The following is a 22,663-nucleotide window of genomic DNA, read 5'->3' as shown; positions in this document are numbered from 1 at the left end:
GATTGATCACTGTTCCCCGCTTGAGATCCTGAAGCTGCAGAAGAATCTGATGCGGATCGCGGAAGGAGAAGGGATCGGATTCGTTTATGGGAAAGGAAAGCATAAACCAGAAATCCAGGAGCTCTACGAGGAACTGGAAGAATGCGGGACCCGCCTGATGGAATATAAGGAATGTTTTGAGATCATGGGGAAAGACCGTAACAGCTATTCCAAAACAGACCTTGAAGCAACATTCATGCGGATGAAAGAAGACCATATGATGACCGGACAGACTATCATACGCTGATCCCAGTTTTAGAAAAGCACCGGAATGCGTTTGGAGATACATTGGAGGCGGTGACAGCAGACAGCGGCTACTGCAGTGAGAAAAACCTGCTGTATCTGAAAGAGAATGAGATCAAAAGCTTCATCAAACTTCAAGACCATGAGAAGCGGAAGACACGGGCATACAAAGAGGACATCGGGAAGTATACCAACATGACATACGCTGTCTTTGAAGATGAGCATTATTACATCTGCCATGATGGAAGGGAACTGCGCCATATCCGGACGGAAAGCAAAGAGATGGACGGCTATACCCAGACGGTGGAAGTATACGGCTGTGCGGACTGCAGCGGCTGTGAGCATAAATCCAAATGTCTTTACAGATACAATGCGGAAAAGAATCCAGACCGCAATAAAGTCATGAAGATCAACGAACGGTGGGAAGCGCTGCGGGAGGAATCCAATGCGAATATCCAGAGTGAAGAAGGGATCCTGAAACGCCAGACACGATCGATCCAGACAGAAGGGCACTTTGGAGATATCAAAGAGAACGAAAACTTCCGGCGTTTTAATTACCGTTCGGCGGAAAAAGTGTATAAAGAGTTCATGCTGTATGCAATAGGCCGGAACATCTTAAAATACCACCGGTTCTTGCATCATGAAATTGAGAAATACGAAGGGAAAAAGGAGCAGAAAGCCGCTTAACCGATGGAGCGCTCTTGCAATCCAGAACAGGGGATTTTGCGCCCTAAAATACGAGGAATAAAAAGAAAGAGACAGTCCGCCAGAGAATTCGGTTCCTAAAAAACCCCGAATTCTCTGGGATTGTCTCTTTCCTACATATCAGGGGTTAAAATTCGGTATTAACCGACTCCCCCTTTTTCGTTATGCCGTATGGAAACAACGGGGCTCGAACCCATGACCTCCCGCTAGTCAGGCGAGCGCTCTCCCAGCTGAGCTATGTTTCCAAGTGGCACTCATGGAAATCACCTCGAAGAATTACCAAAGGATTCTCGAGTTCAAATTATCCAATCATGCCGGACGTCTATCTGCGTCCGATACTGGTATTATCTCACAAAACCTAAAAAATGACAAGAGAGAAAATTCAGACTATTATTGTGATAAAAAGAAGGTAGAAAATCTCCAGCAGCCATACCAAAGGATTTTTACTCCTGAGGAAACACAAAAGATCATTATGGCTTATCAGTCTGGCAAGGCAAGCTACGAACTAGTACATCGTTCGATAATTAACTGGACTTTTTGGCCGACAATGTATCAACAATAACCTCTTCAGATACATCTATGTCATCAAGATTATATTTCCAGTGAAATATTACCGGTTCCTCGTTGATCTCATCAAAATACTTGTAGATGCGTTCTTTTAATTCTTCTTTCGTTTTAACTCGTATTCCACGAAGCATCTGCTTTGTCATTTTGCTGAAAAAACCTTCAATCATATTCAGCCATGAGCCATGTTTAGGTGTGAATACAAATTCAAACCTTCCGGGTACTGTGGAAAGATATTTTCTTGTAACCTCAGATGTGTGTACTTTCAGGTTATCAAGTACAAGTCGTATTTTGTCCCCTTTGGGATATTTGCTGTCAAGCACCTTCAAAAATTCAATAGAGTCTTTACTGTTATGAGTTTCGCTGATTAGCGGGATGGCTTCTCCAGTCTGCAGATCGATCCCTGCCAACAGGGACACTGTCCCAAGGCGTTTATATTCATAATCCCTGCTGATTGTACTGTGATTCTCATCCGGAAGAAGATCTGGAGACGTTGTGGCAGTCGCTTGTATCCCAGGCTTTTCATCATAAGAAAGCATATGGATCGCCTGTTTATCTTCCTCCCAGGGAATGAACTGGCCATTTTTATCAAACTGCATGGAAAGCTGTTTATATACTAACAATACATTATGCATCTTACTTTCAAAATCCGGGTCACGGTTTTCACAGTAATACTTGATCCGAAAGGGTTTTATTTCAGCTTCGTCCAGTATGCTGTGCACGGTGCTTTTATGGATTGTAGAAAGTCTTGTAAATCCAGCTGCTTCCGCATTTTTGTTAATGTGAGATGTGAGTTTTGCGTAAGTCCATGTTTCAGCAGCGTAACCGAAATCAATCGGTTTCTGACAGGCAATATTGATGATCCATGCTTTTTCATCATCGGTGATCTCTGCGTTACGGCCACGACCCGGTGCATCGAATAAGGCGTTTTCCACACCGCCTTCTGCATATTTGTTCAAACAGAGCATAACACTCTTGCGATTGATGCCGACTTTATCCGCAATTTCATTAATGGGGCAGCCTTCCGCTTTCAAGAGCAGGATACGGGCACGGTTTACTGTTTGAGCCTGTATGGTACGGGCACGTGTTTGTGTTTCAAGATATTCACGCTCCTCAGCACTGAGGTTGATAACGATTGATTTTCTTCCCATAGATAGGATACCTCCACCATTTGATGTATGTATTCTATCATGGCCGGAATATAAAGTCCAGTTATTTAAAAGATACTACACTAGAAGGCGGTTCCGGTACACGTATCTCTTCTTTTGGAGGAGGCAATGGCTCTATCGTGTGCAATCCGTGGCCGGAGCGTGGAATATCCGACGTAAAGATTTATCTGGGGGATGCGGGCAGACTGGACTGTGAACCGCTGACGGAGCAGTTATGTCAGATGAGGCATATCTTGCCAGCACCCGTTATTCCCTGATTAACTTCACTACTGGAGAGCTGTATACCCTGAGCAATCCTTACCGAGGTTATAGTATCCGGGAACTATATTGTCCGGTATGATTTTGAAGAGCAGGGAGACAATGAGAAGTATATAGATCTGATGGTGATTTATGCGCCGGAAAGAATGTAGAAAAACAATACCGGTCGGATATGTTTTATGGAACACGTTCGACCGGTAAATATATTTCTTTGATGATCGGTTTTAGAGCATTGAAATCAATAAAACTCGCCTGTTTTCCGTAAGTATTAATAAACGTGCGATCTTCCGATGTCAACGTTTCGAGTGGTTTCTTGCGTAAAGAATGATAACGTAGTTTCATCATCATACTATATACAAAAGTGAGCTTGTTATAGTCAATCCTTCCACGAAGATGAAAAAATTTGATCTTGTAAAACACTTCTGGAGATAACTGCTTTTGCAGGGAAACACGTATATTGTCTCGATTTTCTTGCTCATTTGGATTGGCCAGACCAACTGTGACAAGAATCAGCTTCTGGTTATCGCGCAGGTGGAAGTTCCGTAAAGTCTTTGTGAGGCCTCTAACACCTCCCGCATATAATCCTCCGATGAAAATAATAACTCGCATGTTGGAAAGAGATGGTTCATCTTTATAGCTGATTGCAGGAATTCCAGTCTGCTCGCAATCTTTCTTGTTTTTCTTAGGGTATGATGCCGCCGCCAGAGCAATAAAGGCAGCCGCAACCCCATAAAACGCAGGACTGCCTCCAGTGGCCGCACATAGGATAAATATAATTGCCACTATTGAATAAAGAATGGCACTTATTTTCATATTATCCATGCAAGTTTTTCCTCTTAAATATCTTTGAATTAGGGCTTGTATGATTATCTTATTTTACTAATGATATTCAAACGTATTCTATTTTTCTATCCTGCCATGGTGAAACCTGTGTAAAATTAGTGCAAGAAACAGCTCATTTATGTGTGTCAGGGTAAGCGTATATCTCACCATTATCTGGATTTAAATAAAGAGTAACCCATTGGCCGACTTCATAATTCTTGCTATAGACGATGGGCAGGGTGACTTCTTTTTCCTGACCGTTGACTCTGACGAGACAGAATGCGTAAACATCGCCCTCGCTGTCTTTGCGGAATCCGTGAACTTGCGCAGCGATAGGCTGAAATTCTCCCGATTCGATTTTGCGGCGGGTGCGGCGGGCTCCATAGATACGCACGACCAAGAATATAACAAGAAGCGGCGCTGCAAAAAATAACCATACTGCGCTTTCGGAAAGGACATGTTGCTCCTGCGGCAAATGAAAGAGCAGCAAACCAAACAACACTGACGGCACAAAAATAACTATGCCAATAACCAGCAGCAAAACCAGACGAGCATGCCTGATTTTTTGTTTCTCCGCCAGACTCGTGACGAGTTGGAAATCCTCCTTCTGCGGATGGTAGCGCAGTTGGAGAATATCGCCCGCTTTTGGAAGATCATATATGCGAGGGAATATCCAGCTTCGGTGCCAGTCTACACCCTGCCATTGGAATACGAGATCCAGTTTATATTTTCGCGGCTCTAAAACGCCATCTCTATCTTTCTTGTCGATTTTCTCAATACGGAGAACGCGGGCTGTTATCGGTTTCCACTTTCGCTGTTCCAGCCGCCTTATAATGCGCCACAGCAGGAAGAATACAATAATTATGGCAAAAGGGGAAATTGTCGGGAATATAATGTTCCAAAATGCCGTTGAATTGTCCACTGACTGCTCCTCCTCTCAGATGTACATATAATCATCCAAGATAATTATACCTTTGTACTTGGCAAAATTGCCACCATTTGAAAGTAAAACCCAGATAAACTTTTGGTAAACAGATATTCTCCTGGTGAGGATATGAATTTTGTGTGGACACAAGCCTTTGAAATTATAAGTTGCCAGGCTATTTCCTTTCTGGTACAATACAAGTTGTAAATGCCTATAAGGCTTAAGACATTATCAACACGCCTCAGAGGCTCCCGGGCAGATCGGAGGTAAATACAATGTACAAAACAGTGGTAATAAAGTATTCCCCCAAGGTGAAAGACATGGCCGCAAAAGTGGAAGAGGCGGCCAACAAAATGGAGCGGGAAGGGTTTGAACTGATCTCCTGCTCAATCATGCCTTCTTCTAAAGGTATTCTGGTTTTCAAGAAAACCACCGTGGTTGGATCAATAGAATAAAGTCTTTCTCAAATAGGCCGTTTTCAGGAGTACTGGGAACGGCCATTTGTTAAATTCACGCCAGATACATGTTAAATATAGGAGAAGGTCGATAATAGCTTATGTTGAAGAAACGAACGATAGCATTACTTTTGTGTTTCTGTGTTTTTTGCTGCCTGAGTATTTTGATAGCAGCACAGCCCGTCTATGCTCAGGATGGATACCAGAAAAATCCTGTTGATTACCGTGAGATTGATGACTATCTGCGATCCGCCGTAGACAATGCCCATATTCCCGGAATGTCCGTGACGATTGTAAACAAAGATGCGGTACTATTTTCCGGGAATTATGGAGACTGCGAAAGCAGCGAAACGCCCTTTTATCTGGGTTCGGTCAGTAAATCCTTTACCGCCGTCTGCATCATGCAGCTGGTTGAGCAGGGGAAAGTTGACCTGAATGCACCTGTCTCCGCATATCTGCCGGGTGCAACCGATGGTGACAGGATTTCAGTGAGTCAACTGCTGAATCATACAAGCGGTCTTGGCCAGTACCAGACCTTAGAAAATTATAAGATCGTGAACGAGCAGGGTGTGCATCATTACGCCAATGTAAATTATTCCCTGCTTGGCGAAATAATCGAGGCTGTCAGTGGTGAATCGTACAGTGATTACATAACGAAGAATCTCTTCGAGCCGCTGCAGCTTTCCCATACTGCCGCTACGCAGGACGAAAGCGAGAAAAATGGTCTGATTGATGGCTATACAAACTATTGGGGCTTCAACATCAAAACAAGCCACAAATATCCTTCCTCCAAGGATGACTGGATTACCGTCCCTGCCGGTTACATCTCATCCTCCACAGAAGACTTGGGGAAATACCTACAGATGTATCTGAATAGAGGAAGCGGCATTCTTTCAGAATCCAGCATCGATACGATGTTTTATGGGGATACCATCTATGTGGATGGCGACATCCCTTATTGGTACGGGTACGGGTGGACGCGTATCGAGGCTCCTCTTTCTGAGCCGGTTCTGCAGCACAACGGCCTTGTCGAAACCGGGAACGCCTGCATCTTTCTGCTGCCGGAAAGCAGCCTTGCGATGGCTGTTACGGCCAATGTAAACGATTATTTTGCAGCAAACGCCATGATAGATTCGCTGGGGTGGGGCGTGGCGCTCATGCTCCTGGGGGATGCGCCAAATGAAATATCGGGCAGCACGTATACCCTGAACCATCTCTGGCTCAACCTGACTATGTTGGCCGTACTGACAATAGCAATCATTCCGTTATGCCGACTTTCCAAATACCGGGAACGCGTACTGCTACTGCGCGGCAACAAATTGCCGGGAGTGTACTCTTTGATTGGCTTGCATTTTCTTTTACCCGTCTTCCTGCTGATGGCTGTTCCGGTATTTTTGAAAATTCCCCTCTGGGTCGTTCAGGCTTTTGTTCCTGACGTTTTCTTGACCATTATTGTTTCTGCTGTACTGCTTCTGGCCGTAGGCTTTCTGAAGGGAGGGATTCTATGGGCGCACAAGAAGACAATACGAACAAGAGAAGTCTCCGGAGGAGGCCATTGAGCATCAGGCTATGCGCCGGATTGTTCATCCTGATTTTTACAGTTGGTTTTATGCTCATCGGTGGGGGGATTCTCTATTCAGCCCAGCAAGAAGAAGCCAGTTATACCGACACCACAACGGGCACAGTTGTGGGATACGAAAGCAGGATGGGAGATGCTGATGATTCCTTCCGATATTTCTATGCGCCTGTCGTTCGCTATAAAACCACGAAGGGCAGCCTCTGCACAGGGATTGGGAACGTATGGACATCCAACCGCCCATTTGAAGTTGGTGAACAAATAGATATCCGATATAACCCGGCACAAACAGATGTAGTCAATGTAGAAGGCTACGGCGTTTCCGTGAGCTATAAGCTGGGCATTGTCTTTTTCCTGTTTGGCTCTGCAGTATCTGTGCTCCTGCTGATTTTCCTGATTTTGACAAAGCTCATCCGCAATCCGGATAAAAGGGAGCGGATCATGGGCAAACTAGTGGCCGCCATTATTGCGCTGTTTATTGCCGGAGTATGGTGTATGTTGACAGGGATAAAAATCACGCTGGCTGTTTTTGGGCTGCTGGGGCTATATGCCCTTTTCCAGCATTATAAAAAGAGGAGGGAACCATAAAGTTCTCTCCCCGGCTGCCGGATCTCCTGATATTTATTTTGCGATCTTCTCCAACGCCTCGCATATCTTCTGCATTCCCAGTTTCTGGTCTTTCACTTTTGCGGTTATGGTGCTATTCACCAGAGAAAGCTTGAGCTTCGTTTTTCCGCTTTTCATTTTAATAATCCGCTGGGATGGTACGAGCCCCTTTTTTATCTTCACTTCATCAAACTGATCGAAAGGAATACAGATCTTTCCATAAATGTGTGAGATATCGAATGTTTCAAGGACGGCAATGACCAGTGACTTCTCCGTCACGCCCACATAGCAGGATACATTGCTCAGGGCTCCCAATGCCAGCATCTCCGCAGTTCCCGACATAAGCGTCCCCCATGCTTCTCCCTGATAAGTTTCCCCTTCCGGGCAGATAGATTCCAGCATTTGTTTCATGTCTGTATCATTCATCAGTAGTGCCATTTTTGTTAACCTCCTTGTTTAGACATGTTGTCGCAAAAATCAACTTAATATTCTCGGTAATACTCATGGTTTTGAATCACAATACCACTCAGAAATCCGTTATAAAATGTCAGATCCAAGTGCTTTGTATATTACTCACAGAACCTGGCAACAGAAGTTAAGAAAGGTATGGGCGAAAAAATCAAGAACGGCGGTACCGTTGGCCGAGCACCTATCGGTTACAAAAATGTACGAGATATAGACGAAAAAGGGCGTGAAGCACGTACTGTTGCTATTGATCCAGAAAGAGCGCCACTGATCAAGTTGGCGTTTGAGGAGTACTCTACCGGCCAATGGACGGTGGCAGACCTAGCGGAGCATCTAGCCGCCTGTGGCCTGAACACTCGCTCCACTCCAAGAATTCCCTCGCAACCCATCACCTTAAAAACACTCCACAAGGTATTGGTAAACCCCTACTATAAGGGCGTGGTTACGTATAAAGGTGTGGAGCATCCCGGAAGTCACGAACCATTGGTCAGTGCAGAAACATGGGAAAAGGTGCAAACCATTCTCGCTTCTCGAGTCAATGGCGAGCGCAACTTTAAACACCCACACTTTTTAAAAAGCAGTATATACTGCGCTTGCTGTGGTGAGCGTATGATGGTCAGCAACGAAAAGAAAAAAGACGGAACTGTTTACCCCTACTTCGTCTGCGCTGGTCGCCATAGCAAACGGCATCCAGAATGCACCACCAAAGCCGTTCTGATCAGTGCTGTCGAAGAAGCGATTGAGCAGATTTATGTTTCCTATCAGCTACCGGTAGAAGTGAGGATAATGCTGGAAAAACAAGTGACCACGCTGGTAGAGAGCGAAAAAGAAAAATACAAAAAAGAGCTGAACGGTCTGAAAGGCCAGAAAGCTAAACTTGAGAACAAGCGACAAAAACTGCTTGAAGCCCACTATGGCAACGCTATCCCTCTGGATCTGCTTAAAACCGAACAGCAGAAAATTGCCAAAGAGCTGGCGACCATCGAGCATGAGATCCGCATCCATAATACCGCTTTTGAGGCAATCATAGACAATCTAAAAGCTGCATTGGACATCATCGAGAACTGCGGAGAAACTTACCGCTATGCCGATGACGCCATCAAACGCCTCATGAATCAAGCTATCTTTGAGCGTTTCCTTGTTAGTAACGGCCCGGAAAGCGGTCTTAAGGTAGATGCTGAATTGGCTCCGCCCTTTGCCCAATTACAGGAGCCTATCAAGGACGATCTGATAAAAATCAAGCACGCCACCCCTGAGCGCGCCAAAACTCTCATAGATACAATCAAAGCCCATCTCCGAGCCTACTTCGGGGATGGGCTTATCAGTGATGTTTTGTCAGAGAATAGTTCGAGTAAGGGCAAAAACTTGATGGTATCCTCAAAACTCGAAAAATCCAATCGCAGCGCCATAAGTTCCACAAATTGTCAAGACGCGTGTCAAAGTAAGGATAAGAAAAAATCAGCATCGAATTTCTCAGATGCTGATCTTCCCTATAAATCCACGTTTATAAAAACTCACTCGAACCCATCAAATTTTTTTGGGTCAAATAGTTCGAGTAAGGCATTTTTGGTGGACCTGGCGGGAATCGAACCCGCGTCCAAAAACCTCTCCCATGTACTTCTACTATCATAGTCAGTTCTTTTTCATTCCCTCTGCCGCATGAAAACTGACATCCCTGCGGGTTTGGTAGCTTCATAATACGCCTGACGGCTCAAAGCTTTGCCGTCATCGTTTCTCACATGTTTGATGCCGGATTTCCGATGTGTGAGTGCACCGGAGCCGACATGCAGCGATTAGGCTGCAGCTAATTCGTAATTGTCGTTAGCGTTTAATTTTAAGTTTGCGATTTGACGCATCAGCCTGCGGATAGCTTCTCCATCTTCAAGATCCCTGTCGAAACCAGTACAAGCCCTGACTCTGGCTCGTCGCCATTATAAATGAAAGCTGTACAAAAGAGCGCAGAATAACTGCACAATATATAATATAGAGCCGCTCCGGACAAAAGTCAAGAGTGAGACTGGATTTTTCTGACGTGATATGTGATAATAGTTTACGTCGGTATGATATATATACCGGGTAAACGGACAGAAAAGAGGAGAGACTATGCCTACAACATATGCACACTACAAATTTGGAAAAGAAGTCATCAGCGCGCTTCCGCGCCCGCTTAAAAATTCCATTGAAAACAACCGCGAGCTCTTTGACGCCGGAGTACATGGCCCGGACCTTCTCTTCTACTATAAGCCTCTTATGAAAAATCCGGTCAGCGCTCAGGGGTATGACCTGCATGACAGACCGGCTGACGGATTTTTCCGTCATGCCCTGGAAATGATCAGAAAGTCAGAAGATCCGGCTGCGGCGAGAGCATACATTTACGGATTTATCTGCCATTTCGCTCTGGACAGTGAGTGTCATCCGTACATTGAAAAGATGATTGATACAAGCGGAATATCTCACTCGGAGATCGAGATGGAATTTGACCGGCTGCTGCTGAAGGAAGATTATATCAATCCGGTGCAGTACCTGGCGACGAAGCATATTCATCCGAGCCATGAGAATGCGGCGGTTATCGCTCCGTTTTTCCGCGATCTGTCAGCGGATACCGTGGAGAAGGCCATGCGCTCCATGATTCTGTGTCACAAAATCCTCCTTGCTCCGGGGATGGGCAGGCGGAGACTTCTTTTCGGCGGAATGAAGCTGACCGGAAAGTATGATTCCCTTCATGGGATGGTTATGAGCCTGGAGCCGAACCCGGCTTGCAGAGATTACTGCAGACTTTTAAAACGTCTGTATGCGGGTGCTGTCCCGATGGCAGCGGGACTCATTATCCAGTATCAGAAGTCGATTTTTGAAGATGCGGATCTGCCGGCGCGGTTTGGCCGCACGTTCGGTGCAGGCGAAGAATGGAAGGATCTTCGGTTGTAGGGAGACAGAATACAAATCAGAAAGAGGTTTACAGTCATGAAATTAAAACTAACTTCACTTGAAAAAAAGTGGATACTGTATGATGTGGGTAATTCCGCATTTACGCTGATGGTTTCCACGATTTTTCCGATCTATTTTAATTTCCTTGCGGGAAATGCGGGAATATCGGACGTGGATTATCTCGCGTACTGGGGGTACGCGACTTCCATCTGCACCCTTCTTGTGGCGCTGTTAGGCCCCACGCTCGGAGCGGTGGCAGACACGAAAAATTATAAAAAAGTGATCTTTGCGGCGGCCATGGGAATCGGCGTCCTGGGGTGTATTGTTTTGGGATTCCTTTCGTCCTGGATCTGGTTCCTTGTGATCTTTGTGATCGCGAAGACGGGGTATTCGGCGAGTCTTGTCTTCTATGATGCGATGCTCACTGACGTGACGGTGCCGGAACGGATGGATACAGTATCTTCCCACGGATATGCATGGGGGTATATCGGAAGCTGCATCCCGTTTATCGTCTGCCTTGTGATCGTGCTCGGTTCGGGCAGCATGGGTATCGGCATGCAGACGGCGATGATACTGGCGTTTGTCATCACAGCGCTCTGGTGGCTCTGCTCTTCCATTCCGCTTCTTAAGTCATACAGGCAGAAGTATTTTTCCGATTCGGGAGAACATGTGGTACGGGAAAGTTTCCGCAGGCTCGGCCATACATTTATGGAACTGAAAAAAGATAAGAGAATTCTTCTTTTTCTGCTTGCGTTCTTTTTCTATATCGACGGAGTTTACACGGTGATCGATATGGCGACCGCCTATGGACAGGCCCTCGGGCTGGACAGCACGGGACTGCTTCTTGCTCTTCTTGTGACGCAGATCGTGGCGTTCCCGTCTGTGCTGATTTTCAGCAGAATGATAAAGAAGATTGCGCCGGAAAAAGTGATTACGGTCTGTATCGCGGCGTATTTCTGTATTGCGGTCTATGCGTACTGGCTGGACAGCCAGCTTGATTTCTGGATTCTGGCGGTTGCAGTCGGCCTCTTCCAGGGGACGGTTCAGGCGCTTTCAAGATCCTATTATGCGAAGATTATTCCGGCAGAGAAGTCGGGAGAGTATTTCGGAATCTATGATATCTGCGGAAAAGGCGCGTCCGTTCTCGGAACAGCGCTTGTATCCTTTATGAGTCAGGTGACGGGAAGCATTAACATCGGCGTCAGTACACTTGCCGTCATGTTCTTTGTGGGGCTGATTCTGTTCCGCTTTGCAGTGCGGGCAGACGCACCGAAAAAAGTATGAAAATAATCTGAAATCTGGCAAATCCCTGATATTCCATGTTATAATGTATTCCAAAATGAGGCGTTGCAAAGGTAAAGTTTGCAGCGCCGGTTTGCGGGAAAATACTTGTGGGAGAATTACATATGGATGAATTTGTAAAGTTGGATGATATTACGAAGATTTACCGGATGGGCGAAGTGGAAATCCGCGCCGCAGACAGGATCAGCTTTGCAATCAGCAAAGGAGAGTTTGTAGTCATCGTAGGACCCAGCGGTGCCGGAAAGACGACAGTACTCAATATCCTCGGCGGGATGGATACGGCTACAAGCGGAAAGCTTATCGTAGACGGACAGGATGTCACCGCGTACAATGCCAGGCAGCTGACCGGGTACAGACGGGAAGATATCGGTTTTGTGTTTCAGTTTTATAACCTGGTCCCCAATCTGACTGCGCTGGAGAATGTGGAACTGGCTCTTCAGATCTGCAGAAACCCTCTGGACGCAAAGGAGGTGCTCGAAGAGGTGGGGCTGGGCGACCGGCTTGACAACTTCCCGGCACAGCTCTCAGGAGGAGAACAGCAGAGGGTATCCATTGCCAGAGCACTTGCGAAGAATCCGAAACTGCTGCTTTGCGACGAACCCACCGGCGCTCTCGACTACAATACAGGAAAGGCGATCTTAAAGCTTCTGCAGAATATGTGCAGGGAGAGAGGAATGACGGTCATTGTTATAACCCACAACCAGGCCATCGCACCGATGGCAGACCGTCTGATACATATTAAAAACGGGCGGGTATCACATATGGAGGTCAACAGACATCCGATATCGATTGACGAGATAGAATGGTAGGGGAAACAGATGAAAAAGAAGGCGTTGAGAAAAGATTTTTTTATGGAGATCCGGCGCAGTCTGGGGCGTTTCCTGTCTATCTTCTTTATCGTTGCGATCGGATGTGCGTTTTTTTCAGGAATCCGTGCCTCTGAGCCCGATATGCGTTACTCGGGGGACGCGTATTTTGATGAAAAAAATATGATGGATATCCAGGTGATCAGTACGCTGGGACTTACGGATGACGATATAGCCGCGATTAAAGAGGTGGACGGGATCAGTGACGCTGAGGGCGGATATTCGGTGGATGCGCTCTGTACGGAAGGAGAGAACCAGATTGTTGTTCATGTGATGTCTCTGCTTCCGTCGATGAACCAGGTTCAGCTGGAAGAGGGGCGACTTCCGGAGACGGAAAACGAATGCGCCATGGATGTGGACTTTCTAAATGAGAGCAGCCTTGAGATCGGAGATACGATTACGTTTTCAAGCGGGACGGGAGATGAGATCACAGACACACTTACCACAGATACATTTACGATCACAGGCGCTGTGAGCAGCCCGGCTTACATTGCGTTTCAGAGGGGAAGCACGACGATCGGAAATGGTACGGTGAGTGCTTTTGTATGTGTGCCGGAAGAGAGCTTCACTCTGGATGTATACACCGAGATCTACGCACAGGCAGAAGGCGCGAAAAACCTGACCGCGTTTACCGATGAGTACGACAACCGGGTCAGCGAAGTGATCGACAATGTGGAGGCGATCAGCGCGGACCGGGAGAAGGCAAGGTATGACGAGATTATGGCGGACGCCGAGACGGAGATCGAGGACGGACGCCAGCAGCTTGCCGACGCGCAGACAGAACTGGAAGAAGGAAAAGCCGAGGCGGAGCAGGAACTCGCCGATGCACGACAGAAACTGGAGGATGCCCAGGCGGAACTGGACAGCGGAAAAAGTGAGCTGGAATCCTCCATTACGGAACTTCAGAATTTCAGACAGCAGTTAAATGACAGTCAGGCTCAGGTGGATTCGGGGCAGGAAGAGCTCAATGCCAACATTGACAGCCTGAATGCGCAGATTGACCAGCTCAACGCTGTGAAAGAGCAGTACAACGCTCTTGCGTCCAGCGGGCAGACGGATGATGTCACGATGGCGACGTTAAGAGCGATGTATGAGGAGATCCAGAAAGGCGAGACGGCGATTGCGGATGCTCAGGCACAGATTGAGTCGGCAAAGGCAGAGCTTGAGTCCGCTCAGGCACAGATTAACAGCGGATGGGAGCAGATCACGTCCGGAGAACAGCAGATCGCGGACGCTCAGGCGGAGATTACATCCGGCGAGCAGGAGATCGCAGACGGATGGGAAGAATACTATGACGGCGAGGCGGAAGCCCAGGCAGAGATCGCGGACGGTGAGCAGCAGATTGCGGATGCTCAGGCGGATCTTGCGGACGCGGAGGCCCGGCTCGCAGATATGGAGGAGCCGGTCTGGTATGTCTATGACCGCAGTAATCTTCCGGAATATACAGGATACGGAGACAATGCAGACAGAATGAGAGCCATCGGAGAAGTGTTCCCTGTGATTTTCTTCCTCGTGGCAGCGCTCATCAGTCTGACAACGATGACGCGTATGGTGGAAGAGCAGAGAACCCAGATCGGTACGCTTAAGGCGCTTGGATATGAAAGGCATTCTATTGCGGGAAAATATCTGGGATATGCGCTTCTGGCCACTGTGGCGGGAAGTGTGATCGGGTTCCTGATCGGAGAGAAGATCTTTCCGTATATTATTATCACTGCCTACGGAATCATGTACCAGCATATGCATACGATTCAGCTGCCCTATAATTTTCAGTACGGGCTTGGCGCAGCGGCGGCGTCGCTTGTCTGTACCCTGGCGGCCACATTTATGGCATGTTCCAGCGAGCTGAAAGCGCAGGCGGCTGAACTGATGCGTCCGCCTGCGCCCAAACATGGTCAGCGGGTGCTGCTCGAGAGGATTCCGTTTGTCTGGAAACGGCTGAACTTCTCGTGGAAAGCGAGCGTACGCAATCTGGTGCGCTATAAGAAACGTCTTTTCATGACGGTGTTCGGCATCGGAGGATGTATGGCCCTGATGCTGGTCGGATTCGGAATCAAGGATTCGATCTTTGCGATTGTAGAGAGGCAGTACGATGAGATTCAGCTCTATGACGGCAATGTGATATTAAATGACAGCGCATCCCAGGAGGAGAGAGATCAGGTATTTGCCGATCTCCAGGAATATGACAATGTAACGGACTCCGCGGAAGGACTTCTCACGCAGATCTCAGTGGGAACCGGGGACGGATGGTATGATGTTTATCTGAGTGTTCCGGAAGACGTGGAACAGTTCAGCAATTTTACGGTTCTGAAAGACCGTATCACAGATGAAAGGTACGAACTGACCGATGAGGGTGCCGTGCTGACGGAGAAGATGGCGAAGGAGCTGGGCGTAAAGCCGGGTGACACGATCACCATCCGGGATGAGGATAAGGGGGATCTGAACGTACAGATCAGTGCAGTATGTGAAAACTACATGGGGCATTATCTCTACATGACGCCGGCGCTCTATGAGTCGGTTTACGGCGGAGAGCCCGAATACAATTCCGTACTTTACAAAGTGCCGGACCGCACGTCTGCGGAGGCGGAAAAAGTCGGTGAGGATATTCTGAAGCTGGAGGGTGCTTTAAGCGTCAGCTACACGACGGATCTTGTGGATCAGGTCAACGACATGTTAAGCGCTCTGGATGCGGTTATCGTAGTTCTGATTATATCGGCGGGAATGCTTGCGTTTGTGGTGCTGTACAATCTGAACAATATCAACATCACGGAGCGGCAGAGAGAACTTGCCACGCTGAAGGTGCTCGGATTCTACAACGGGGAAGTGTCCGCATACGTGTACAGGGAAAACATTGTGCTCACCCTGATCGGGGCACTGTTCGGAATGGTGCTCGGGAAGATTCTCCATCAGTTTATTATTGTGACAGTGGAGATCGATTCTGTGATGTTCGGACGAAATATCAACGCAGTCAGTTTCCTGTATGGGTTCCTTCTGACGATCCTTTTCTCCTGTCTTGTAAACGGGGCGATGTACTTCAAGCTGAAGCGGATCAATATGGTGGAATCATTAAAGAGCGTGGAATGATCTGAGAAATAAAATAATACAAAGATATGGAATAACTGAAAAAGCGGCCGTTTCGGGCCGCTTTTTCCTGTGTATGGCAACGGGCAGAAGCTCTGTAATTACGATCCCGGCGAAAACGCTCAGAGAAAGTTTTCCGCCACCAGGACAACCATCGGAAGGGTGATGACAGACAGCACAGTTGTCATCGCGAAAATTTCAGAGGAATAGGTGTAATTCTGTTTATAGCGGATTGCCATCATCGTACCGGTTGCAGAGGCAGGACACGCCGCCGCAATCAGCGTTGTAAGGGCGACGGTGCGCGGCAGAGGAAGAACTGCCAGAACCGGGATAACCAGGATTGGAACGATGATCAGCCGCGCTGCGGATGCATAGTAAAGCCGTGTTTTCCGGCACAGTGCTTTCAGATCCGCCTGGGCGACGGAAAATCCTGCGATCATCATGGCGAGCGGTGTGTTCATATCCGAAATATAGTTGATCGGATCCAGTATAAGGGATGGAATCCGGAACCGCAGGAAGAACAGTATCACAGCGATGATCGAGCAGACGAACATCGGCGAGAGAAGCCCCTGTTTTAAGTTTTTCGCGGAATATTTTTTCTCCATGAGAAGGACACCGTGCGTCCATGAAAAAAGGTTGAATATGACGATGTACGCGGTCAGATAGAAAACGCCGGTATCTCCGAGTACGCTGCGGATCAGCGGAATTCCGATAAATCCGCAGTTGGAGTAGACTGCGTTGAACCGTTCGATACCATAGTCCGGGCTGCTTCCTTTCCGGATGAACAGAGAAGAGATTATAATTGCCGCGATATGGGTTATGGCTGCTGCCAGAAAAGAGAGGAGCAGACCAGTCACAAGCGCCGGGTCATATTCGATCTGAAAGGATGCCAGCACGACACAAGGGTTGACAACGAGGAGCAGGAGATTGGAGAGCGTGCTGTTTCCCTCCTGGTTTACAAGTTTAATTTTAAAGCAGAAAACTGCGAGCAGCATAATGAAAAACATCTTCACGAGCTGCTCAAAAATCAGCATAAACATAAGCGGTGACTCCGTTTCATTTAAATTCTTGCTGTCTTTACCGGTGAATGCCGGCCTGAAGTTCGTCTGCCCAGGTCTGCAGACTGTAAGTGTGGCCGTTGAACAGTTTGAGAATAACGCCGGTGGGATTGTCCTCGTTGGCGAAAGCGTTGGCTTCGTCCGTGTCCACATGCATGGCAAGAGAATAGGACGGGCTGACGCGTACGACAACGTCCGAAAAAATCAGGGAGCGTTCGTAACTCGTCGTAATGACGAAGACAATGTCGTTGTCCTTTACATGAGCACGGATGGCATCCACAGGGGTCATGTGGATATGCCGTTTGGCAACGATGACGCCTCTGCTCAGTTCGATTTTCCCTTTCGGACCGATGAGGGTGCATCCCGGTGTGCCATCCAGATCGCCGGACTGGCGGATCACGCTTTTGATGCCGAGACGCCGCGCGTCCGTGACGGAGATCTCTACCTGTGTTTCGCTTCTGCACGGGCCGAGGATGACAACTTTTTCAAATCTGCCCTTCGGGCCCGCTACAGTGAGCCGCTCTTTGCACGCATACTGGCCCGGCTGGCTCAGTTCTTTGGCAAACGTAGGCTTTGTCCCCTGACCGAACAGAATCTCAAAATCCTCCTGTGTGATATGAATATGTCTGGCAGAAGTCTCAATCGGTATCTTAAGACTCATTTTTTCCACTCCCTTGTATACTGACGCTGTATTCCTGTATAAACTGTGTTTCACACGGTCATCTTTTAAATTTTAACAGAACAGATTCTTTATTTCAAGCAGATCAGCAGGAAGAATAAAAAGAGAGACGGAAAAGAACAGGCCGGCACACAGGTAAAAAATACGTTAAAATAATGTAAGGAAAAGTTAAAAAAACGTAAAAATACACATTGACAGTATGATCTGCAGCGTGATACTTTAAAAACAGCGTGTTCTTTTCTTTTGAGAGAAAGAATATGATTCTGAAAACCAAGAACCGGCAGTGTTTATTACAAAGGAGAAAAGGAATGGGAATAGCGGATTTACTCGCTTTGCTGGGCGGACTTGCCCTGTTTTTGTATGGAATGCAGATGATGAGCGCGGGGCTGGAGGCTGCCGCAGGAAACAAGATGAAATCAATTCTGGAAAAACTGACTTCCAACCGGATCAAGGGTGTGCTTGTCGGTGCGGGAATCACAGCTGTGATTCAGTCTTCCTCTGCGACGACGGTTATGGTGGTGGGATTTGTAAATTCCGGTCTTATGACGCTGAAGCAGGCTGTATGGATCATTATGGGTGCCAATATCGGTACAACCATCACCGGACAGCTCATCGCGCTTGACATCGGGGCGATTGCGCCTCTTTTTGCCATCCTCGGCGTCGGGGCAATGATGTTTGTGAAAAGTGAACAGGTACACCATATCAGCAGCATCCTTGCCGGGCTTGGAATTCTCTTCATGGGAATGGATATGATGGGGGCAGCGATGGAGCCGCTTCAGGAATCAGAGGCGTTTCTCAGTCTGATGACAGAGTTCAGCAATCCGTTCCTCGGTATTCTTGTAGGAGCCGTATTTACCGCGATCATTCAGTCTTCCTCCGCGTCGGTAGGCATCCTTCAGGCGCTGGCGGCAACCGGGATGATCCCGCTTTCAAGCGCGGTGTATGTTCTGTTCGGGCAGAACATCGGTACATGTATCACGGCGGTGCTTGCATCGATCGGGATGAAGGTGAACGCGAAGAGAACGACGATTATCCACCTGATGTTTAATATCATAGGAACGACGATTTTTACTACGCTGTGTATTACCGTACCGGCCTATGTGGACTGGGTAGAGTCGCTTACACCCGGAGATCCGGTGGCGCAGATCGCAAACGCGCATACGATATTCAACATTGTCACGACGCTGATTCTTCTGCCTTTTGGTTCTTATATGGCGAAGGCGGCAGAGAGAATCCTGCCTGACAGCAAGAAAGACGATGATGAAGAGCTTCGTCTGAAATATATAAGGCCGTTTGAGTCATCCTATGCCATAGGAAACAGTGCGGTCGCGCTTTCTCAGGTAAGAGAGGAGACGGAGCGGATGATCGATATGGTATCAAAAAATATCCGGGACGCTTTTGACACACTGATCAGTTATAATGAAAAGGCCAGGAAAAAAGTCGAAGAGAGAGAAGAATATATTGATTTCCTTAACAAGGGAATTACGGAGTATATCGTTTCGCTTATGGCCGGTGAGCAGAATGCCGCAGATTCCCGGAAAATAAACGGATATTATACGGTGATAAGCAATCTGGAGCGGATCGGCGATCATGCGGTGAATATTGCGGAATATGCGGATGATATGAAAAAGTGGGATCTTCGGTTCTCCGACAATGTGCTGGAAGAACTCGAGGAGATGAAAAAGCAGACTCTCGCCTCGCTGGACAACATCCGGAGTACGGAACCGGCGGAATGCGAGAAGGTGCTCAGTCAGGCGGTTGTGTATGAACAGAAGACAGACGGTATGAGAGACAAATATCTGAAAAAGCAGATGCAGCGCCTGAAAAAAGGAAAATGCAAGCCGCAGAGCGGAATCGTCTTTTCGGAGGTCCTCACGGACTTTGAGAGAATGGGAGACCATATGCTCAATATCGCGGAGCAGTACAATGAGATGAACTGAATAAAAACCTTCGTTTTACAGATACTACATTTAATGACAGAAAAAAGTGATTTGTGCAGATGTTTGTAAAACGGAGGTTTTTTATATGAAAGCGACAGGAATTGTGAGAAGAATTGACGATCTGGGGCGTGTCGTCATTCCGAAGGAAATCAGGAGAACGCTCCGTATCCGAGAGGGGGACCCGCTGGAAATTTTTACGGACCGAGAGGGAGAGATCATACTGAAAAAATATTCTCCCATCGGTGAGCTGGGAACACTGGCAAAGCTGTATGCAGAGAGCCTCTCCCAGACACTCGGGTGTACGGTGTGCATTACGGATACGGATCAGGTGATTGCGGCCTCGGGAACAGGGAAGAAAGACCTGCAGGATCAGTTTATCTGCAGGGAGCTGGAACAGCTTCTGAGGAACAGAGGCCAGGTACTTGCGGAAAGCAGTGATTCCTCCTATATAAAGATAACACCGGATATGAAGGAATATCAGGACGAAGCGATTTGTCCGATTATCTGTGAGGGAGATGTGATCGGCTCTGTCGTTCTTCTTAACCGGGATGACAGAAAAAAGTTCGGAGAGGTGGAGCAGAGGGTGGCGTACAGTGCCGCCGATTTCCTTGGACGGCAGATGGGGTGAACTGAGACGGGGAATTCCGGCGCCGGATAGTCATAAACATGCCCGGACAAACATATGCTTTATCAGACGGAAAACATCCGCCGCTTACAATCCCGGAATGTGCCTTTTGGCACTTCCGGTGATTTCAGGCGGCGGGTTCCGTGAACGGTATCAACAGACAGGTCTGAATTCGGGAGGAAAACTGATATGGCAGGAAAATCGGGCGGACGGCCGGAAGCGGAAAGACCGGGAGCCGACAGGGTGGCGCTGCGGATCGTAAAGGCGCTTCTTTGCGCTTACATTGTAACGGGGATTCTTCTCCTTGTACTGACGCTGCTTCTCTACAAGGCCGGACTGAGCGAAGAGAATGTGAATGCGGGAATCATACTGATCTATGTGATCTCTACGTTTTCCGGCGGGTTCGTGCTGGGCAAGCTGATGAAGGTGAGAAAGTTTCTGTGGGGACTTCTTGCGGGAGCGGTCTATTTTGTGCTTCTTATGCTGATCTCTCTGGGAGTGTATCATTCCCTGCAGGCGGAACCGGTCAGTCTGGCGACTTCGTTTCTTCTGTGCGCGGGAGGCGGAATGCTCGGAGGCATGGTTTCGTAAAAGCAAAAAAGGGCTTTAAAAACGTCCGTGCCTGTGATATAATGTTACGAGCAAACGAGCAAATATGAAACAGGTAGGAGGACAGCTCATGAAACACATTAAGACATTAAATACACAGACATTAAACAATACAGTGAAAAAAGGCGGATGCGGCGAGTGCCAGACTTCATGTCAGTCTGCTTGCAAGACATCATGCACAGTAGGAAATCAGACCTGCGAAAACAGAAAGTAAGAATAGAATCGCAGGCACAAGAGAACAAGGGGGAAAGGCAGCGGTCGTATAAGGCCGCTGCCTTATGCATGTTGCGTACCCGCAGACAGAGCGCCCGCTTGTGAGCAGGAAAAAGGAAAGAGAGGTACTCATGTGATACATCTGTATCAGAACAACGGATATAATATTGTTCTCGACGTGAACAGCGGTGCTGTCCATGTGGTTGATAAAGAGGCATACGATGTGATCGGAGCGCTGGAGAGACAGAATGAATTTCATACGGCGGAGACGCTGAAGGCTCCGGAAACCGCCGCATATCTCGGGAAGGAATTCGGAGAGAAATACGCGAAGGAAGATATCAGAGATATTCTGGAGGCGGTCATCACTCTGACGGAAGAGGGAAGGCTGTTTACACGGGATGTATATGAAGATTTCATCGGCGAGGTAAAACAGAGAAAGACAGTGGTCAAGGCGCTGTGCCTTCATATCGCGCATGACTGTAATCTGGCGTGCAGATACTGTTTCGCCGAGGAGGGCGAGTACCACGGCCGCAGGGCGCTGATGTCCTACGAAGTGGGAAGGAAGGCGCTGGACTTCTTGATTGCAAATTCTGGGAAGCGGCGCAACCTGGAGGTGGATTTCTTCGGGGGAGAACCGCTGATGAACTGGCAGGTTGTAAAAGACCTGGTGGCATACGGCCGGGAGCAGGAAAAGATCCATGACAAGCATTTCCGGTTTACGCTTACCACAAACGGCGTGCTTTTAAACGATGAGATTCAGGAGTTTTTAAACCGCGAAATGGATAATGTCGTGCTGAGTCTGGACGGACGAAAGGAAGTCAACGACAAAATGAGACCGTTCCGGAACGGCAAAGGCAGCTACGATCTGATCGTGCCGAAGTTCCAGAAACTTGCCGAGAGCAGAAAGCAGCAGAAATACTACATCCGCGGCACATTTACGAGAAACAACCTGGACTTTTCCAATGACGTGCTGCACTTTGCCGAGCTGGGATTCGAGCAGATTTCCATCGAACCGGTCGTGGGAGACGACACGGATCCGTATGCGATCCGAAAGGAAGACCTTCCGGCGATTTTTGAGGAGTATGACAAACTGGCGAAGATCATGGTAGACCGGGAGAGGGAAGGAAGAGGATTTACATTCTTCCACTTTATGATCGATCTGGAGGGCGGTCCCTGTGTGTCCAAGCGGCTTTCAGGCTGCGGTTCGGGAACCGAGTATCTGGCGGTGACTCCGTGGGGAGACCTGTATCCGTGCCACCAGTTCGTGGGACAGGAAGAGTTCCTCATGGGAAATGTGGACGAGGGAATCACGAAGCCGGAGCTGGCGGATGAATTCCGCGGATGCAGCGTGTATTCAAAGGAAAGCTGCAGAAAATGTTTTGCCAGATTTTACTGCAGCGGCGGCTGCATGGCAAACTCTTATAAATTCCATCACACGATCAACGATACATACGAGGTGAGCTGTGAGATGGAGCGCAAGCGTGTTGAATGCGCGATTATGATAAAAGCGGCGCTGGCTGATATGCGGGCCGCGGAATAAG

At 47.9% G+C, this 22,663-nt stretch carries 20 protein-coding genes, 1 tRNA gene, 1 other RNA gene and 2 pseudogenes; 15 read left to right on the top strand and 9 right to left on the bottom strand.

Annotation, left to right across the window (positions count from 1 at the left end):
• Positions 1-286 (top strand): annotated as a pseudogene (locus tag LKD70_RS18820) (IS5/IS1182 family transposase); the annotation flags it as partial.
• On the top strand, positions 232-969 hold the full coding sequence (locus tag LKD70_RS13185) for a transposase (protein WP_407690970.1): 738 nt from the start codon (positions 232-234) through the stop codon (positions 967-969). The pseudogene LKD70_RS18820 and the gene LKD70_RS13185, both read left to right, overlap by 55 nt.
• Positions 970-1,159: 190 nt before the next feature.
• Here LKD70_RS13185 and LKD70_RS13180 read toward each other — a convergent pair.
• The 4 genes from LKD70_RS13180 to LKD70_RS13165 form a co-directional block, all read right to left on the bottom strand.
• Positions 1,160-1,232 (bottom strand) — tRNA-Val (locus LKD70_RS13180).
• Positions 1,233-1,511: 279 nt separating this feature from the next.
• Entirely contained in the window at positions 1,512-2,702 is a 1,191-nt protein-coding gene (locus LKD70_RS13175) for an IS630 family transposase (protein WP_227708428.1), read from the bottom strand.
• A gap of 453 nt (positions 2,703-3,155) precedes the next feature.
• Positions 3,156-3,800, bottom strand: a complete 645-nt coding sequence (locus tag LKD70_RS13170; protein ID WP_227708427.1) for a flavodoxin domain-containing protein — start codon at positions 3,798-3,800, stop codon at positions 3,156-3,158.
• A 133-nt stretch (positions 3,801-3,933) separates the two neighbouring features.
• Positions 3,934-4,722 (bottom strand): hypothetical protein, encoded by a 789-nt coding sequence (locus LKD70_RS13165; protein WP_227708426.1) that lies wholly within the window; start codon positions 4,720-4,722, stop codon positions 3,934-3,936.
• Between the two features lie 278 nt (positions 4,723-5,000).
• Here LKD70_RS13165 and LKD70_RS13160 point away from each other — a divergent pair, with 278 nt between their 5' ends.
• The 3 genes from LKD70_RS13160 to LKD70_RS13150 all read left to right on the top strand — a co-directional run bounded on the left by LKD70_RS13160 (position 5,001) and on the right by LKD70_RS13150 (position 7,344).
• On the top strand, positions 5,001-5,180 hold the full coding sequence (locus tag LKD70_RS13160; RefSeq protein WP_183774556.1) for a hypothetical protein: 180 nt from the start codon (positions 5,001-5,003) through the stop codon (positions 5,178-5,180).
• 101 nt (positions 5,181-5,281) lie between these two features.
• On the top strand, positions 5,282-6,739 hold the full coding sequence (locus LKD70_RS13155) for a serine hydrolase domain-containing protein (protein ID WP_227708425.1): 1,458 nt from the start codon (positions 5,282-5,284) through the stop codon (positions 6,737-6,739).
• Positions 6,736-7,344, top strand: coding sequence for a DUF3592 domain-containing protein (locus LKD70_RS13150; protein ID WP_227708424.1), 609 nt, complete (start codon positions 6,736-6,738; stop codon positions 7,342-7,344). The genes LKD70_RS13155 and LKD70_RS13150 overlap by 4 nt, the downstream gene beginning before the upstream one ends.
• A 33-nt stretch (positions 7,345-7,377) precedes the next feature.
• Here LKD70_RS13150 and LKD70_RS13145 read toward each other — a convergent pair whose 3' ends face one another.
• Positions 7,378-7,800 (bottom strand): hypothetical protein, encoded by a 423-nt coding sequence (locus tag LKD70_RS13145; protein WP_227708423.1) that lies wholly within the window; start codon positions 7,798-7,800, stop codon positions 7,378-7,380.
• Between the two features lie 168 nt (positions 7,801-7,968).
• Here LKD70_RS13145 and LKD70_RS18815 point away from each other — a divergent pair.
• Positions 7,969-8,559: pseudogene (locus tag LKD70_RS18815) on the top strand (recombinase family protein); the annotation flags it as partial.
• A 33-nt stretch (positions 8,560-8,592) separates the two neighbouring features.
• Here the strand turns inward: LKD70_RS18815 and LKD70_RS13135 are convergent.
• Positions 8,593-8,832, bottom strand: a complete 240-nt coding sequence (locus LKD70_RS13135) for a hypothetical protein (protein ID WP_227708422.1) — start codon at positions 8,830-8,832, stop codon at positions 8,593-8,595.
• A 562-nt stretch (positions 8,833-9,394) separates the two neighbouring features.
• Positions 9,395-9,739: a transfer-messenger RNA gene (gene ssrA / locus LKD70_RS13130) on the bottom strand.
• A 191-nt stretch (positions 9,740-9,930) separates the two neighbouring features.
• Here ssrA and LKD70_RS13125 point away from each other — a divergent pair.
• The 4 genes from LKD70_RS13125 (at position 9,931) to LKD70_RS13110 (ending at position 16,001) form a co-directional block, all read left to right on the top strand.
• On the top strand, positions 9,931-10,752 hold the full coding sequence (locus tag LKD70_RS13125; RefSeq protein ID WP_227708421.1) for a zinc dependent phospholipase C family protein: 822 nt from the start codon (positions 9,931-9,933) through the stop codon (positions 10,750-10,752).
• A gap of 36 nt (positions 10,753-10,788) precedes the next feature.
• On the top strand, positions 10,789-12,036 hold the full coding sequence (locus tag LKD70_RS13120; protein ID WP_227708420.1) for an MFS transporter: 1,248 nt from the start codon (positions 10,789-10,791) through the stop codon (positions 12,034-12,036).
• A gap of 122 nt (positions 12,037-12,158) precedes the next feature.
• Positions 12,159-12,863 (top strand): ABC transporter ATP-binding protein, encoded by a 705-nt coding sequence (locus LKD70_RS13115; RefSeq protein WP_227708419.1) that lies wholly within the window; start codon positions 12,159-12,161, stop codon positions 12,861-12,863.
• Between the two features lie 9 nt (positions 12,864-12,872).
• Positions 12,873-16,001: an ABC transporter permease gene (locus tag LKD70_RS13110; RefSeq protein WP_227708418.1), complete on the top strand. Its 3,129-nt coding sequence runs from the start codon at positions 12,873-12,875 to the stop codon at positions 15,999-16,001.
• Positions 16,002-16,120: 119 nt separating this feature from the next.
• Here LKD70_RS13110 and LKD70_RS13105 read toward each other — a convergent pair whose 3' ends face one another.
• Positions 16,121-17,038 (bottom strand): AEC family transporter, encoded by a 918-nt coding sequence (locus tag LKD70_RS13105; RefSeq protein ID WP_227708417.1) that lies wholly within the window; start codon positions 17,036-17,038, stop codon positions 16,121-16,123.
• Positions 17,039-17,075: 37 nt separating this feature from the next.
• Positions 17,076-17,717, bottom strand: coding sequence for a PduL/EutD family phosphate acyltransferase (locus LKD70_RS13100; protein ID WP_227708416.1), 642 nt, complete (start codon positions 17,715-17,717; stop codon positions 17,076-17,078).
• 326 nt (positions 17,718-18,043) lie between these two features.
• Here LKD70_RS13100 and LKD70_RS13095 point away from each other — a divergent pair, with 326 nt between their 5' ends.
• The 5 genes from LKD70_RS13095 (at position 18,044) to scfB (ending at position 22,662) form a co-directional block, all read left to right on the top strand.
• Positions 18,044-19,675 carry a Na/Pi cotransporter family protein gene (locus LKD70_RS13095; protein ID WP_227708415.1) on the top strand — a complete coding sequence of 544 codons (1,632 nt, stop codon included), beginning with the start codon at positions 18,044-18,046 and terminating at the stop codon, positions 19,673-19,675.
• Between the two features lie 85 nt (positions 19,676-19,760).
• Positions 19,761-20,303 carry a stage V sporulation protein T gene (gene spoVT, locus LKD70_RS13090; protein WP_227708414.1) on the top strand — a complete coding sequence of 181 codons (543 nt, stop codon included), beginning with the start codon at positions 19,761-19,763 and terminating at the stop codon, positions 20,301-20,303.
• Positions 20,304-20,489: 186 nt separating this feature from the next.
• Positions 20,490-20,891 carry a TIGR04086 family membrane protein gene (locus LKD70_RS13085; RefSeq protein WP_227708413.1) on the top strand — a complete coding sequence of 134 codons (402 nt, stop codon included), beginning with the start codon at positions 20,490-20,492 and terminating at the stop codon, positions 20,889-20,891.
• Positions 20,892-20,979: 88 nt separating this feature from the next.
• On the top strand, positions 20,980-21,123 hold the full coding sequence (scfA, locus tag LKD70_RS13080) for a six-cysteine ranthipeptide SCIFF (RefSeq protein ID WP_072524833.1): 144 nt from the start codon (positions 20,980-20,982) through the stop codon (positions 21,121-21,123).
• Between the two features lie 132 nt (positions 21,124-21,255).
• Positions 21,256-22,662, top strand: coding sequence for a thioether cross-link-forming SCIFF peptide maturase (gene scfB, locus LKD70_RS13075; RefSeq protein ID WP_227708412.1), 1,407 nt, complete (start codon positions 21,256-21,258; stop codon positions 22,660-22,662).
• Position 22,663 lies beyond the last annotated feature (1 nt).

Source organism: Ruminococcus turbiniformis (assembly GCF_020687545.1).
Taxonomy (GTDB): Bacteria; Bacillota; Clostridia; order Lachnospirales; family Lachnospiraceae; genus Mediterraneibacter; species Mediterraneibacter turbiniformis.
Note: the sequence above shows the minus strand (reverse complement) of the source record. Positions and strands in the feature narration are given on the sequence as shown.